The following is a 15,816-nucleotide window of genomic DNA, read 5'->3' as shown; positions in this document are numbered from 1 at the left end:
TTTACGTTTCGCTATCCGTGAAGGTGGCCGTACAGTTGGTGCAGGTGTTGTAGCTAAAATCATCGCGTAATAGCGACTTTAGTGAACACTAAAAAAGGAAGCTTAGGCTTCCTTTTTTATTTTTAGGGTAAAGATAGCAATAAAAATCGATTTTTTGATTGATTTGTTAATCTTACTTTACCTGTATTGTTGCGAACAAAGCTGAATAAGAATACAATCTATGGCCGATTTTTGACCCTGTGCTTATGCATTTTCCGGGAAAGTTCGGAAATGTGGATTTGGTGAATATGTTGTTTACCAAGCTAAGCCCAGGTCGTAGTGAGTAACGGAATTAACCGATGACAACAAATACTGAAAACCAGAGTAATTCTTTGGATATCGTTAAGTGGGGCATAGCAGCATTGCTTATTGCTACTGCTGTTATAGGCAATCAATTTTATGCAGATGCTAATGTTGTAGCTCGTGTTGCTGGGGTAATTATTGCCTTTGCTATTGCAGGTATCATTGCACTGCAGACAAGTAAGGGAAAGCAGGCGCAATCTTTTGCTCGTGAAGCACATATTGAAGTGCGCAAAGTCGTTTGGCCAACTCGCCAAGAGGCGCTAAACACTACCTTTATTGTACTTGCAGCTACTGCAGTAATGGCATTAATCCTTTGGGGATTAGATGCTATATTGTTACGAGTAGTCAATTTAATTACTGGCGTATAGGCATCTGAAAATGACTGAAGTTACAGAAGCGAAAAAAAGATGGTATGTGATCCAAGCCTTTTCAGGCTATGAAGGCCGTGTGCTTAAAACACTGCTGGAACATATCAAAATGCATAACATGGAAGCATACTTTGGTGAGATTTTAGTTCCTACTGAAGAAGTTGTTGAAATGCGTGCAGGTCAACGCCGTAAAAGTGAACGCAAATTTTTCCCTGGTTATGTATTGGTCCAGATGGAAATGAACGATGACAGCTGGCACTTAGTCAAAAGCATTCCACGTGTAATGGGCTTTATCGGTGGAACATCGGATCGCCCTGCACCGATTTCTGACAAAGAAGCTGATGCAATTCTTCAGCGTCTACAAGATACTGTTGAGTCTCCAACTCATCGTATTATGTATGAGCCTGGTGAAGTGGTTCGCGTTTGTGACGGTCCATTTGCTGACTTTAACGGTACAATCGAAGAAGTCGATTATGAAAAGAACCGTATTAAAGTTTCGGTGATGATTTTCGGTCGTTCAACACCAGTAGAACTCGATTTTAATCAAGTCGAAAAGAGCTGATTAAAATAACTACAAATATATATTGTTTGCGGGTGCGTATTTTTATATAATTCGCACCCGTTGTTTTCAGGGGAGCGTATTGGCATGTCGCCAAGATGCGTTTGAACCCAAATAGAGGAAATGTCGACATGGCAAAGAAAATTGAAGCTTATATCAAGCTACAAGTAGCAGCCGGTGCTGCAAACCCGTCTCCACCAGTTGGACCTGCTTTAGGTCAAAAAGGTGTGAACATCATGGAATTCTGTAAAGCATTCAACGCTCGTACTGAAAAGTTCGAAAAAGGTATGCCGATTCCTGTTGTTATCACTGTATATAACGACCGTTCTTTCACTTTTGAAACTAAGACTCCACCTGCATCTTTCTTATTGCTTAAAGCAGTAGGTCTGAAATCAGGTTCTGGCCGTCCTAATACTCAAAAAGTAGGTACTATTAAGCGTAGCGCAGTTCAGGAAATTGCTGAATCTAAAGCCGCTGATATGACTGGTGCTGATATTGAAGCGATGACTCGCTCAATTGAAGGTACTGCACGTTCAATGGGTTTGGTAGTAGAGGACTAATATAATGGCAAAGCTAACTAAGCGCGCTCGCGTTATCCGCGAAAAAGTTGATGCAACAAAATTGTATGACATCAGCGAAGCTGTAGTACTTTTACAAGAATTAGCGACTGCTAAGTTTGTTGAAAGTGTTGATGTAGCTGTTAATCTAGGCATCGATCCTCGTAAATCAGATCAAAACGTGCGTGGTGCTACTGTACTTCCACATGGTACTGGTCGTGATGTTCGTGTTGCTGTATTCACACAAGGTGCAAACGCTGAAGCTGCTATCGCTGCTGGCGCAGAACTTGTGGGTATGGAAGATTTAGCTGAAAAAGTTAAAGCTGGCGAAATGAACTTCGACGTGGTTATCGCATCTCCAGATGCAATGCGCGTTGTTGGTATGTTAGGTCAAATTTTAGGCCCTCGTGGTTTAATGCCTAACCCTAAAACTGGTACAGTAACGCCAAACGTTGCTGAAGCAGTTAAGAATGCCAAAGCAGGTCAAGTTCGTTACAGAAACGACAAAAATGGTATTATCCACACAACTATCGGTAAAGTTACATTCACTACTGAACAGTTGAAAGAAAACTTAGAATCGTTAGTGTCAGCACTGAAAAAGGCTAAGCCTGCAGTTGCTAAAGGCATTTACGTGAAAAAGATTAGCATCTCTACCACTATGGGTGCAGGTGTAGCTATCGACCAGGGTTCTCTGGACGAAGTTAAGTAATATACAAAGCGCGCGTATTAGTCTATAATGCGCGCACTTTGTGGGTTGAAGCCGCTTTTATACATAAGTGAATCATTTTTTGTATATTAGAGCCGGTTTCCGTCCAAGACCGCAGGTGTTAATCGTAAGGTTAACTTAATTTCCAGCGTAGACGGTGTCAGGCCCCAGCTAAATTTTTTTACTGGAAAATCTGCACCGTAAGTAACTAAACACATTTGTGTTTAGTTTGGTAAATTCTAGGGAATTCCCTAGGTAGAATCCAGGAGTAAAGCCAATGGCATTAAGACTCGAAGACAAACAGGCAATTGTGGCTGAAGTCAACGAAGCTGCCAAAGGTGCACTTTCTGCAGTTGTTGCCGATTCACGTGGCGTAACTGTAGGTGCTATGACCGGTCTGCGTAAAGCTGCTCGCGAAAATGGTGTGTTTGTACGTGTAGTACGTAACACTCTTGCTCGTCGTGCAGTTCAAGGTACAGCTTTTGAGTGCCTAGCAGAAACGTTCACTGGCCCAACTTTAATAGCTTTCTCTAACGAGCATCCAGGTGCTGCAGCGCGTCTTTTAAAAGACTTCGCTAAGGGTCAAGCAAAATTTGAAGTTAAAGGTGCAGCTTTCGAAGGGATGTTTATCCCTGCAGCTGATATTGATCGTTTAGCGAAACTACCAACTTACGACGAAGCACTAGCTCAGTTGATGATGACTATGAAAGAAGCATCTGCTGGCAAATTCGTACGTACATTGGCCGCCCTTCGCGATCAAAAACAAGACGCCGCTTAATTATAAGCAGGCAGCTTAATAAAATTGAATTCAGAACAATAGGAAATATTTCTAATGTCTATCACTAAAGACCAAATGTTAGAAGCTTTTGCAGCAATGTCTGTAATGGAAGTAGTTGAACTAATCGAAGCTATGGAAGAGAAATTCGGCGTTTCTGCTGCTGCTGCAGTAGTTTCAGGCGGCGGCGATGCTGTTGTTGCTGAAGAGCAAACAGAATTTGACGTAGTTCTTACTTCTCATGGCGAAAACAAAGTTGCTGTTATTAAAGCACTTCGTAGCGCTACAGGTTTAGGCCTAAAAGAAGCTAAAACTATGGCTGAATCTTCTCCAATCGCAGTTAAAGAAGCTGTGTCTAAAGAAGAAGCTGCAACTCTTAAAGCTGATCTAGAAGCCGCTGGTGCTTCTGTTGAAGTTAAGTAAGCTATAATTTAGCTTGCATCACCCAAGTAATTGGGTGAAGGCTGGCGGTTTTTTAACCGTCGGCCTTTTTTGCGCTTTATGCGCAGGCGATTTTTTTTCACCGTTTGTCGCCAGTTTTAGCAGTCCCTAGCAGAGATTACTGGTTAGGTTCTTGCCATCAACGGTGATGGGCAAACGTGCTGATTTAATTAAATTATTTCAGTCTTGGTCACATCTCGTAAGCAGAGGAAACCCATGGTTTACTCCTATTCTGAAAAGAAGCGTATTCGCAAAGACTTTGGTAAGCGTCCAAAAGTTTTGGACATCCCTTATTTATTGTCTATCCAGTTAGACTCTTTTAAGAAGTTCACCGATCAAGACCCTACGGGTGAGCGTGGCTTAGAAGCTGCATTCCGTAGCGTTTTTCCTATCAAGAGCTTTTCTGGCTATTCTGAGCTGCAATATGTCAGCTACAAGCTAGGTGAGCCAGTTTTTGATGTGAAAGAATGTCAGATCCGCGGTGTTACTTATTCGGCACCACTACGCGTTAAATTACGCATGGTGTTGTTTGACCGTGAAGCTGCTGCTGGCACTGTTAAAGACATTAAAGAGCAAGAAGTCTACATGGGTGATATACCTATGATGACTAATAACGGTACTTTCGTTATTAACGGTACAGAGCGTGTAATCGTGTCTCAGTTACACCGTTCTCCAGGTGTGTTCTTTGATCATGACCGTGGTAAAACCCACTCTTCTGGTAAGGTGCTGTATAACGCACGTATTATTCCTTACCGTGGTTCATGGCTTGACTTTGAATTTGATCCTAAAGATGCTCTATTCGTTCGTATTGACCGTCGTCGTAAATTACCGGCTACTATCATTTTACGAGCGCTTGAATATTCTACTCAAGATATCCTCGATTTATTCTTTGAGCGTATCGAGTTTAAGATTAAAAAAGACTCATTAGTGATGTCACTAGTGCCTGACCGCCTACGTGGTGAAACTGCTGGCTATGACATTAAAGATGCTGAAGGCTCTTTATTAGTTGAAGCTGGTCGTCGCATCACTGCGCGTCACATTAAGCAACTTGAAAAAACCAACACGACTGAGCTAGAAGTGCCAGTAGATTATATTGTTGGTAAGTATGCTGCTCAAGACTACATCGATGAAGATACCGGTGAAGTTTTAGTGACCGCAAACAGCGAGATTACCTTAGAAGATTTAGCTAAGTTATCACTTGCTGGTATTAAGAATATTGATACTTTGTTTATCAATGATCTTGATCATGGTGCTTATATTGCTGACACATTACGCATTGATTCAACAACTAACCGCTTAGAAGCTTTAGTTGAAATCTACCGTATGATGCGTCCTGGCGAGCCACCAACCAAAGATGCTGCTGAAGGTTTATTCCAAAACCTATTCTTCAGTGAAGAACGTTATGACTTATCTAAAGTAGGTCGTATGAAGTTCAACCGTCGTCTTGAGATTGCAGAAGACGAAGGTAACGGTGTGTTGTCTAAAGAAGACATCGTATCTGTTATGAAGAAAATCATCGAAATCCGTAATGGTTATGATGAGGTCGACGATATTGACCACTTAGGTAACCGTCGTATTCGTAGCGTTGGTGAAATGGCTGAAAACCAGTTCCGTGTTGGTTTAGTCCGTGTTGAGCGTGCTGTTCGTGAGCGTCTATCTTTAGGCGATTTAAACGAGCTAATGCCACAAGACTTGATTAACGCTAAGCCAATTTCTGCGGCAGTGAAAGAATTCTTTGGTTCTTCACAATTGTCACAGTTTATGGATCAAAACAACCCGCTATCAGAAGTGACGCATAAGCGTCGTATTTCTGCGCTTGGCCCAGGTGGTTTGACTCGTGAGCGTGCTGGTTTCGAAGTTCGTGACGTACATCCAACTCACTACGGTCGTTTATGTCCAATTGAGACCCCTGAAGGTCCAAACATTGGTCTAATCAACTCGTTAGCAAGTTTTGCGCGCACTAACTCTTACGGCTTCCTAGAAACACCTTACCGCAAAGTGGTTGATGGTGTGATTACTGATGATGTTGAATACTTATCAGCAATCGAAGAAGGTCGTTATGTTATTGCTCAGGCTAACATCGAAGTTGATGCTGATGGCCGTATGGCAGAAGAACAAATCGCTTGTCGTCACAAAGGTGAGTCTACCTTTATGCGCGCAGCCGATGTTCAGTATATGGACGTATCTCCACAGCAGATTATTTCTGTTGCAGCATCATTAATTCCGTTCTTAGAACACGATGATGCTAACCGCGCATTGATGGGTGCAAACATGCAACGTCAAGCAGTACCTACTTTACGTGCTGATAAGCCGTTAGTCGGAACGGGTATTGAACGTACTCTTGCTGTTGACTCTGGTGTGGTTGTAGCTGCTAAACGTGGCGGTGTGGTTGATTATGTTGATGCTAGCCGTATCGTAGTTAAAGTAAATGAAGATGAGCTACACGCAGGTGAAGCCGGTATCGACATTTACAACCTAACTAAATATACCCGTTCAAACCAAAACACTTGTATTAACCAACGTCCTTGTTGTTCTGTTGGTGAGCCAGTGGTTCGTGGCGATGTATTGGCCGATGGTCCATCTACCGATTTAGGTGATTTGGCGCTTGGTCAGAACATGCGCATCGCGTTCATGCCTTGGAACGGTTATAACTTCGAAGATTCGATCTTAATTTCTGAGCGCGTAGCGCAAGAAGATCGTTTTACTACTATCCATATTCAGGAGCTTTCTTGTATTGCTCGTGATACTAAATTGGGTAGCGAAGAAATCACTGCTGATATTCCAAACGTAGGTGAGTCTGCTTTATCTAAATTAGATGAATCAGGTATCGTTTATATTGGTGCAGAAGTGAAGGGTGGCGACATTCTTGTGGGTAAAGTGACACCTAAGGGTGAAACACAGTTAACTCCAGAAGAGAAACTACTCCGAGCTATTTTTGGTGAAAAAGCTTCTGACGTTAAGGACAGCTCATTACGTGTTCCTAACTCAGTCAAAGGCACCATCATCGACGTACAGGTATTTACCCGTGACGGCGTTGAGAAAGATAAGCGTGCGCTTGAAATTGAAGAAATGCATGTTCGCCAAGCTCGTAAAGACTTAGGTGAAGAGTTCAAGATCCTTGAAGAAGGCGTATTGGGCCGTGCACGTAACTTGTTATTGTCTGTAGGTTATTCTGAAGCTAAGTTAGCTGAGATCCCACGTAAAGACGTATTAATCCAAGTTATCGACGATGAAGCAAAACAAACTGAATTAGAGCAGTTAGCTGAACAGCATGAAGAGCTTAAAGCAGACTTCGATAAGACATTTGAAATCAAGCGTCGCAAGATCACCCAAGGTGATGACTTGGCACCTGGTGTATTGAAAATTGTTAAGGTTTACCTTGCAGTTAAACGTACTATCCAGCCTGGTGACAAGATGGCAGGTCGTCATGGTAACAAAGGTGTTATCTCGAAGATTTGTCCTGTTGAAGACATGCCATACGATGAAGAAGGTAATCCTGTAGACATCGTACTTAACCCATTGGGCGTACCTTCGCGTATGAACATCGGTCAGGTACTTGAAGTCCACATGGGCGCAGCAGCTAAGGGTATCGGTAATAAAATTACTGCTATGCTTGAAGAGCAGCGTGAAATTGCCGAACTTCGTGGTTACATCAAACAAGTTTATGAATTAGGTGATGACGTGCTTCAACGCGTTGATATCGATTCGTTTACTGATGATGAAGTTGTGCGCTTGGCTACCAACCTTAAAGGTGGTATTCCAATTGCTACACCAGCATTCGACGGTGCTAAAGAGAAAGAGATCAAGCAAATGCTTGCTCTTGCAGGCTTACCTGAGTCTGGCCAGTTGACATTATGTGACGGCCGTACCGGTAACGAATTTGAGCGTAAAGTAACCGTTGGTTACATGTATATGCTTAAATTGAACCACTTAGTTGATGACAAGATGCACGCTCGTTCTACGGGTTCGTACAGCTTAGTGACTCAACAACCATTGGGCGGTAAAGCTCAGTTTGGTGGTCAGCGTTTCGGTGAGATGGAAGTGTGGGCACTTGAAGCATATGGTGCTGCTTATACTCTACAAGAAATGCTAACAGTTAAATCAGATGACGTTAACGGTCGTACTCAGATGTATAAAAACATCGTCGACGGTAACCATCAGATGCAACCTGGCATGCCTGAGTCTTTCAACGTATTGTTGAAGGAAATTCGTTCACTTGGTATTAATATCGAGTTGGACCAAGAGTAAGCATCGCACTTAAGCAATGTTTGGTAACCAAGGGTGCTTTGCAGCAGCAAAGCACCTGGTTTAACTCCTTCAGGAGAGAAACGTGAAAGACTTATTAAAGTTTCTTAAACAGCAAAGTAAGACTGAAGAATTTAACGGTATTAAAATTGGTTTGGCCTCGCCAGATCTAATCCGTTCTTGGTCTTTTGGTGAAGTAAAGAAGCCAGAAACCATTAACTACCGTACATTCAAGCCTGAGCGTGAAGGTTTGTTTTGTGCGCGTATCTTTGGTCCGGTTAAAGATTACGAATGTTTGTGTGGTAAATACAAGCGTTTGAAGCACCGTGGTGTTATTTGTGAAAAGTGTGGCGTAGAAGTTACCCAGACTAAAGTGCGTCGTGAGCGCATGGGTCACATTGATCTGGCTAGTCCAGTTGCCCACATTTGGTTCTTAAAATCACTTCCGTCACGTATTGGCTTAATGCTAGATATGACGTTGCGTGATATTGAACGCGTACTGTATTTCGAATCATTTGTTGTTATCGAGCCTGGTATGACCACGCTTGAGCGCGGCCAAATGCTGACCGAAGAAACGTATCTTGATGCGTTAGAAGAATACGGTGACGAGTTTGAAGCTAAAATGGGTGCTGAAGCAGTTCTTGAATTGCTACGTGCTATCAATTTAGCTGAACAGATCGAGCAAATGCGTGAAGAGTTGCCTTCAATTAACTCTGAAACCCGTCGTAAAAAGGTGACTAAACGCCTTAAATTGATGGAAGCATTCTTCACTTCTGGCAACAAGCCAGAGTGGATGATCTTAAAAGTATTACCGGTTCTTCCACCTGATCTACGTCCATTAGTGCCGTTAGATGGTGGTCGTTTCGCGACATCAGATCTTAACGATCTTTACCGTCGTGTGATTAACCGTAACAACCGCTTAAAGCGTCTGTTAGATTTAGCTGCGCCTGACATTATTGTACGTAACGAAAAACGTATGTTACAAGAGTCAGTTGATGCGCTATTAGATAACGGTCGTCGCGGTCGTGCTATTACCGGTTCTAACAAGCGTCCGCTTAAATCTCTTGCTGATATGATCAAGGGTAAGCAAGGTCGTTTCCGTCAGAACTTACTTGGTAAGCGTGTTGACTATTCAGGCCGTTCGGTAATTACCGTAGGTCCTACTTTACGTCTGCATCAGTGTGGTCTTCCTAAGAAGATGGCGCTTGAGCTATTCAAACCATTTATTTACGGCAAGTTAGAAGCGCGTGGTTTAGCCACGACTATCAAAGCTGCTAAGAAAATGGTTGAACGCGAACAGGCTGAAGTATGGGATGTGTTAGACGAAGTGATTCGTGAACATCCAGTAATGCTTAACCGTGCACCAACACTTCACAGACTAGGTATTCAAGCATTTGAACCTGTACTGATTGAAGGTAAAGCAATTCAATTGCATCCGTTAGTTTGTGCGGCATACAACGCCGACTTCGACGGTGACCAAATGGCGGTTCACGTACCATTAACGCTTGAAGCTCAGTTAGAAGCTCGTGCGCTAATGATGTCAACCAACAACATTTTGTCACCTGCTAACGGTGAGCCAGTAATTACGCCGTCTCAGGACGTTGTATTAGGTTTGTACTACACCAGCCGTGAATGTATTAACGGTCGCGGTGAAGGTATGGCATTCGCTGATGTGTCAGAAGTAGAAAAAGCCTACGCTACTGGTGTTGCTGAACTACATGCTCGCGTTAAAGTGCGTATTACCGAAACCAACATCGCAGAAGATGGCGAAAGAACTAAAGCAACTCGTATCATTGATACGACTGTTGGTCGTGCTCTTTTATCATTAATTTTGCCTGAAGGCTTATCGTATGATTTGGTTAACCAAAACATGGGTAAGAAACAGATTTCTAAGCTGTTGAACACTTGTTATCGTCAACTAGGTCTTAAAGATACTGTTATCTTTGCTGACCAATTGATGTATACCGGTTTCCGTTTTGCAACCATTTCTGGTGCCTCTGTTGGTATCGATGACATGGTTATTCCTGACGAGAAATACACCTTAGTTGCAGACGCTGAAGCTGAAGTGCTTGAAATTCAAGAGCAGTTCCAGTCAGGTCTTGTAACAGCTGGTGAGCGTTACAACAAAGTAATCGATATCTGGGCAAGCGCGAACGAAAAAGTCTCTAAAGCCATGATGGAAAACTTGTCTACTGAGACAGTGATTAACCGTGATGGTGTACCTGAGCAACAAGCTTCGTTTAACAGCATCTATATGATGGCTGACTCAGGTGCTCGTGGTAGTGCTGCACAGATCCGTCAGCTAGCAGGTATGCGTGGTTTGATGGCTAAGCCAGATGGCTCAATCATCGAAACACCAATTACGGCTAACTTCCGTGAAGGTCTAAACGTACTTCAGTACTTTATTTCTACTCACGGTGCGCGTAAAGGTCTTGCCGATACAGCATTGAAGACAGCTAACTCGGGTTACTTGACTCGTCGTTTAGTAGACGTTGCACAAGACTTAGTTGTTATTGAAGATGACTGTGGTGTTGAGCATGGTCTAACAATGAAACCGCTTATTGAAGGTGGTGATGTTGTTGAGCCATTACGTGAACGTGTTCTAGGTCGTGTGGTTGCGCTTGACGTAATGAAGCCAGGTACAGATGAAGTGCTTGCTCCACGCAACACACTTCTTGATGAAGCATGGTGTAATACGTTAGAAGAACACAGTATCGACGAAGTCATTGTACGTTCTGTTATTACCTGTGACACAGACTTTGGTGTGTGTGCGGCATGTTACGGTCGTGACTTGGCTCGTGGTCATATTATTAACCACGGTGAAGCGATTGGTGTTGTTGCGGCGCAGTCTATTGGTGAACCTGGTACACAGCTAACCATGCGTACGTTCCACATTGGTGGTGCGGCATCTCGAGCTTCTGCAGAAAACAACGTTCAAGTTAAGAACGCGGGTTCTCTGAAGTTACACAATGCTAAGCATGTTTCAAATATCGACGGTAAGCTTGTAATTGTTTCTCGTTCTTCTGAGATAGCTATCATCGATGAGCTAGGTCGTGAGAAAGAGCGCTATAAAGTACCTTACGGTACCGTATTAGAGAAATTGGAAGAAAGTGAAGTTGCAGCTGGCGAAATCATCGCAAACTGGGATCCACATACTCACCCAATTATTTCTGAAGTTGCCGGTAGCGTGAAGTTCGTTGACATGATCGATGGCGTAACTATGACTCGCCAAACTGACGAGTTAACGGGTTTATCTTCTGTTGTGGTGCTCGATGTTGGTGCGCGTACTTCAGCCGGTAAAGAATTGCGTCCAGCTATTCGCTTAGTTGATGCCAATGGTAACGACTTAATGATCCCTGGTACTGAAGTACCAGCTCAATACTTCTTACCTGGTAACGCGATTGTGTCGAAAGACGATAACGCGAAAATCAACGTTGGTGATCCATTAGCACGTATTCCACAAGAATCGTCTAAAACTCGTGACATCACCGGTGGTCTACCACGTGTTGCTGACTTATTCGAAGCGCGTAAGCCGAAAGAGCCTGCAATTCTTGCAGAAATCTCAGGTACTATCTCGTTCGGTAAGGAAACTAAAGGTAAGCGTCGTCTAGTGATTACGCCAGCCGATGGTAGTGATCACTATGAAGAGATGATCCCTAAGTGGCGTAACTTAAACGTGTTCGAAGGTGAAAAAGTCGAACGTGGTGAAGTTATAGCGGACGGCCCAGAAGCGGCACACGACATTCTTCGTCTTCGTGGTATCCACAACGTAGCAAACTACATTGTGAACGAAGTACAAGATGTTTACCGTCTACAGGGCGTTAAGATCAACGATAAGCACATCGAAGTTATCATTCGTCAAATGTTACGTAAGTGTTTGATCACTTCAACAGGCGACACTGAATTCTTAGAAGGTGAGCAAGCAGAAGTTTCACGCGTGAAGATTGCTAACCGTGAGTTAATCGCTCAAGGTAAAACACCTGCAACGTTTGAACGTGAATTACTCGGTATTACCAAAGCGTCTTTGGCTACTGAATCATTCATTTCTGCAGCATCGTTCCAGGAAACCACTCGTGTGTTAACTGAAGCGGCCGTTGGCGGTAAGAGCGATCCATTACGTGGTCTGAAAGAAAACGTAATCGTTGGTCGTTTGATCCCAGCTGGTACTGGTTATGCTTATCACAAGACCCGTAACGAAGAACGCGCTAAAGTGTTAAGTTCTCGTGGCAAAGTAGCAGCTACAACTGTTACTGCAAGCGAAGCTGAACAGAACCTAGCAGATCTACTAAACTTGGCCGGTGGCCAAGATTAAGTTAGTTTTTTGTTAAAAAAAGGCGCCATTGGCGCCTTTTTTATTGGAATTTGCATGAAAAGTTGGCTATTTCTTGACAGATTGCCATTACCTTTCTAAAATTCCGCGTCCCACCATTGTGGGATATAGATTTTTCACACCTAATTGTTGAGCTTGAATCAACTGTCGGAGCTATACATGGCAACTGTTAACCAGTTGGTACGTAAGCCACGCGCGCCAAAAGTCGAAAAGACTAATGTGCCTGCGTTGAACGCGTGCCCACAAAAACGTGGTGTTTGTACTCGTGTGTACACTACAACACCTAAAAAACCTAACTCTGCACTACGTAAAGTAGCTCGTGTGCGCTTAACTAACGGTTTCGAAGTAACTTCGTATATCGGTGGTGAAGGCCATAACTTGCAAGAGCACAGTGTAATCCTAATCCGTGGTGGTCGTGTTAAAGACTTACCAGGTGTGCGTTACCACACTGTTCGTGGCGCATTAGACTGTGCTGGCGTGACTTCACGTCGCCAAGGCCGTTCTAAGTACGGTGCTAAGCGTCCTAAGTCTTAACGTATCCCGTTTAAGTAAGGCCAAGCTAGTATTTATTTGACATTCCAGTTTTGGAAATACCTGAAGCATACGGAGAATTAATATGCCAAGACGTCGCGTTGTAGGACAACGTAAAATCCTACCAGATCCAAAGTTTCACAGTGAGTTGTTGGCTAAGTTCATCAACGTCATCATGCAGGACGGCAAAAAGTCGACTGCAGAAAAAATCATTTACAAGGCACTAGATGTTGTCGCTGAAAAGAAAAGCGAAAATCATTTAAGTATCCTTGAAGCAGCTCTTGATAACGTTCGCCCATCAGTCGAAGTTAAATCTCGTCGCGTTGGTGGTTCTACTTATCAAGTACCATGTGAAGTTCGTCCAGTGCGTCGTAACGCACTAGCGATGCGCTGGTTAGTTGAAGCTGCTCGCAAACGTGGTGAAAAATCTATGGCTTTACGTCTAGCAGGTGAAATGCTAGATGCGTCTGAAAACAAAGGTACTGCGGTTAAGAAGCGTGAAGACGTGCATCGCATGGCTGAAGCTAACAAAGCCTTTGCTCATTACCGTTGGTAATATGATGGAGCGGACTTCGGTCCGCTCCATATTGTTGATATTGCTAAAACCAAAAGTTTTAGCTGAGAGGGTATAAATAGTGGCTCGTATAACCCCAATTGAGCGTTATCGAAATATCGGTATTGTTGCTCATGTGGATGCAGGTAAAACTACCACAACAGAACGTGTTCTGTTCTATACCGGTATGTCTCATAAAATCGGCGAGGTGCATGACGGCGCCGCCACGACAGATTGGATGGTACAAGAGCAAGAGCGTGGTATTACTATCACCTCTGCTGCAGTAACAACTTTTTGGCGCGGTATGGAAGCTCAGTTCACTGAACACCGTATTAATATCATCGATACCCCAGGTCACGTAGACTTCACTATTGAAGTCGAGCGTTCATTACGTGTTCTCGATGGCGCTGTAGTAGTATTCTGCGGCTCGTCAGGCGTTGAACCACAATCTGAAACCGTATGGCGTCAAGCTGATAAATACCACGTTCCGCGTCTGGTATTTGTTAATAAGATGGACCGTGCAGGTGCAGATTTCGACCGTGTAATAAATCAAATTCGTAATCGCCTTGGTGCGACTTGTGTACCAATTCATTTAAATATTGGTGCAGAAGAGAACTTCAAGGGTGTTATTGATTTAATTAAGATGAAAGCCATTAACTGGTCTGAAATAGATCAGGGGATGACATTCACTTATGAAGACATTCCTGCAAATCTAGCAGCAAAAGCGGCAGAGATGCATGAGTATCTCGTGGAAGCAGCAGCTGAAGCCTCTGATGAACTGATGAACAAGTACCTTGAAGAAGGTGAGTTATCAGAAGTCGAGATCAAAACAGCGTTGCGTCAGCGCACAATTAACAATGAGATCGTATTAGCAACTTGTGGTTCTGCATTTAAGAACAAAGGTGTGCAAGCGGTTCTCGATGCGGTAGTTGACTTCTTACCAGCGCCTAATGATGTACCTGCAATTACCGGTATTGATGACAGCGAAAACGAAGTTAAACGCCCACCCGATGATAATGCCCCTTTTGCGGCCTTAGCATTTAAAATTGCGACTGATCCATTTGTTGGTACACTGACCTTTATCCGCGTGTATTCAGGTGTGCTTGAATCAGGTTCTGGTGTTTATAATTCTGTTAAGCAGAAACGTGAGCGAGTAGGGCGTATTGTGCAAATGCACGCAAACGACCGAACAGAACTGAAAGAAGTACGTGCTGGTGATATAGCGGCTGCTATCGGTCTTAAAGATGTAACAACCGGTGATACTCTCTGCGATAATGATCACAGAGTGATTCTTGAGCGCATGGAGTTCCCTGAACCTGTAATTACCATTGCCGTTGAGCCTCGTTCAAAAGCCGACCAAGATAAAATGGGGATTGCGCTGCAAAAATTAGCAGCGGAAGATCCATCATTCAAAGTTGAGACTGATGACGAATCGGCACAAACACTGATATCTGGTATGGGCGAATTACACTTAGACATTATCGTTGACCGTATGCGTCGCGAGTTTGGTGTAGAGTGTAACGTAGGTAAACCACAGGTAGCCTACCGTGAAACAATTCGTTCTAAAGTTGAAGTGGAAGGTAAGTTCATACGTCAATCTGGCGGACGTGGTCAATTTGGTCATGTTTGGTTAAGAATTGAACCTCTCGAAGAGGGTTCTGGCTATGAATTTGTTAACGAAATAGTAGGCGGTGTAGTTCCTCGTGAATTCATTCCTGCCGTTGATAAAGGTATTCAAGAACAGATGAAAAACGGCGTTTTAGCCGGCTATCCTGTACTTGACGTGAAAGTCAGTTTATTTGATGGTTCATATCATGATGTGGACTCGAACGAAATGGCATTCAAAATTGCAGGTTCTATGGGCTTTAAACAGGGGGCGCTTGAAGCGTCTCCGGTGTTGCTCGAACCTTGTATGAAAGTAGAAGTGACTACACCTGAAAATTATATGGGCGACGTAGTGGGTGATTTAAACCGCCGTCGTGGCATAATCGAAGGTATGGACGATGGCATCGCAGGTGTTAAACTTGTCCACGCAGTAGTGCCTCTATCTGAAATGTTTGGTTATGCAACTGATTTGCGCTCTGCATCTCAGGGTCGTGCTTCATACTCTATGGAGTTCTTGAAGTACGCAGATGCACCGCAAAACATTGCAAAAGCGATTATAGAATCTCGTAACTAATATTGGTTACGGCATCAATGTTATATTGCTCGAATTAATCGAGCACTTCTGAAAAGAAAGGAATATATCGTGGCAAAAGCTAAATTTGAACGTATTAAGCCTCACGTAAACGTGGGCACCATCGGTCACGTTGACCATGGTAAAACAACTTTAACAGCAGCAATCTCTGCCGTTTTGTCTAAAACTTATGGTGGTGAAGTTAAAAACTTCGCTCAAATCGATAACGCTCC

The 15,816-nt window shown here is 43.4% G+C and carries 13 protein-coding genes; all 13 read left to right on the top strand.

The window, feature by feature from the left end; all coding sequences use genetic code 11:
* Nucleotides 1–70 (top strand): hypothetical protein (locus H5164_RS20225; RefSeq protein WP_198552046.1); only part of this gene is annotated, 70 nt, incomplete at its 5' end.
* 268 nt (nucleotides 71–338) lie between these two features.
* The gene (gene secE, locus H5164_RS19615; protein ID WP_011635627.1) at nucleotides 339–710 is read left to right on the top strand and encodes a preprotein translocase subunit SecE; all 372 of its coding nucleotides are present in this window, start codon (nucleotides 339–341) and stop codon (nucleotides 708–710) included.
* Nucleotides 711–720: 10 nt separating this feature from the next.
* Nucleotides 721–1,272 (top strand): transcription termination/antitermination protein NusG, encoded by a 552-nt coding sequence (gene nusG / locus H5164_RS19610; RefSeq protein WP_124017699.1) that lies wholly within the window; start codon nucleotides 721–723, stop codon nucleotides 1,270–1,272.
* Between the two features lie 128 nt (nucleotides 1,273–1,400).
* Complete coding sequence (rplK, locus tag H5164_RS19605) at nucleotides 1,401–1,829, top strand: 50S ribosomal protein L11 (protein WP_124017698.1); 429 nt, start codon at nucleotides 1,401–1,403, stop codon at nucleotides 1,827–1,829.
* 4 nt (nucleotides 1,830–1,833) lie between these two features.
* On the top strand, nucleotides 1,834–2,535 hold the full coding sequence (gene rplA / locus H5164_RS19600) for a 50S ribosomal protein L1 (protein WP_124017697.1): 702 nt from the start codon (nucleotides 1,834–1,836) through the stop codon (nucleotides 2,533–2,535).
* Nucleotides 2,536–2,809: 274 nt separating this feature from the next.
* Nucleotides 2,810–3,310 (top strand): 50S ribosomal protein L10, encoded by a 501-nt coding sequence (gene rplJ, locus H5164_RS19595; RefSeq protein ID WP_124017696.1) that lies wholly within the window; start codon nucleotides 2,810–2,812, stop codon nucleotides 3,308–3,310.
* Nucleotides 3,311–3,364: 54 nt separating this feature from the next.
* Nucleotides 3,365–3,730 carry a 50S ribosomal protein L7/L12 gene (gene rplL, locus H5164_RS19590; protein WP_124017695.1) on the top strand — a complete coding sequence of 122 codons (366 nt, stop codon included), beginning with the start codon at nucleotides 3,365–3,367 and terminating at the stop codon, nucleotides 3,728–3,730.
* A 234-nt stretch (nucleotides 3,731–3,964) separates the two neighbouring features.
* The gene (gene rpoB, locus H5164_RS19585) at nucleotides 3,965–7,996 is read left to right on the top strand and encodes a DNA-directed RNA polymerase subunit beta (protein WP_124017694.1); all 4,032 of its coding nucleotides are present in this window, start codon (nucleotides 3,965–3,967) and stop codon (nucleotides 7,994–7,996) included.
* 82 nt (nucleotides 7,997–8,078) lie between these two features.
* Nucleotides 8,079–12,305, top strand: a complete 4,227-nt coding sequence (gene rpoC / locus H5164_RS19580) for a DNA-directed RNA polymerase subunit beta' (protein ID WP_124017693.1) — start codon at nucleotides 8,079–8,081, stop codon at nucleotides 12,303–12,305.
* 177 nt (nucleotides 12,306–12,482) lie between these two features.
* Nucleotides 12,483–12,857, top strand: coding sequence for a 30S ribosomal protein S12 (gene rpsL / locus H5164_RS19575; protein ID WP_101033703.1), 375 nt, complete (start codon nucleotides 12,483–12,485; stop codon nucleotides 12,855–12,857).
* An 82-nt stretch (nucleotides 12,858–12,939) separates the two neighbouring features.
* Nucleotides 12,940–13,410, top strand: a complete 471-nt coding sequence (gene rpsG, locus H5164_RS19570; RefSeq protein WP_011635636.1) for a 30S ribosomal protein S7 — start codon at nucleotides 12,940–12,942, stop codon at nucleotides 13,408–13,410.
* A 79-nt stretch (nucleotides 13,411–13,489) separates the two neighbouring features.
* Nucleotides 13,490–15,586: an elongation factor G gene (gene fusA / locus H5164_RS19565; RefSeq protein ID WP_124017692.1), complete on the top strand. Its 2,097-nt coding sequence runs from the start codon at nucleotides 13,490–13,492 to the stop codon at nucleotides 15,584–15,586.
* A gap of 69 nt (nucleotides 15,587–15,655) precedes the next feature.
* Nucleotides 15,656–15,816: GTP-binding protein (locus H5164_RS19560; protein WP_310736155.1), on the top strand; the 161-nt coding region annotated here is incomplete at its 3' end.

Source organism: Shewanella sp. SG41-3, assembly GCF_014164545.1.
Classification (GTDB): Bacteria; Pseudomonadota; Gammaproteobacteria; order Enterobacterales; family Shewanellaceae; genus Shewanella; species Shewanella vesiculosa.
This window is presented reverse-complemented; position numbering and strand designations above follow the sequence as displayed.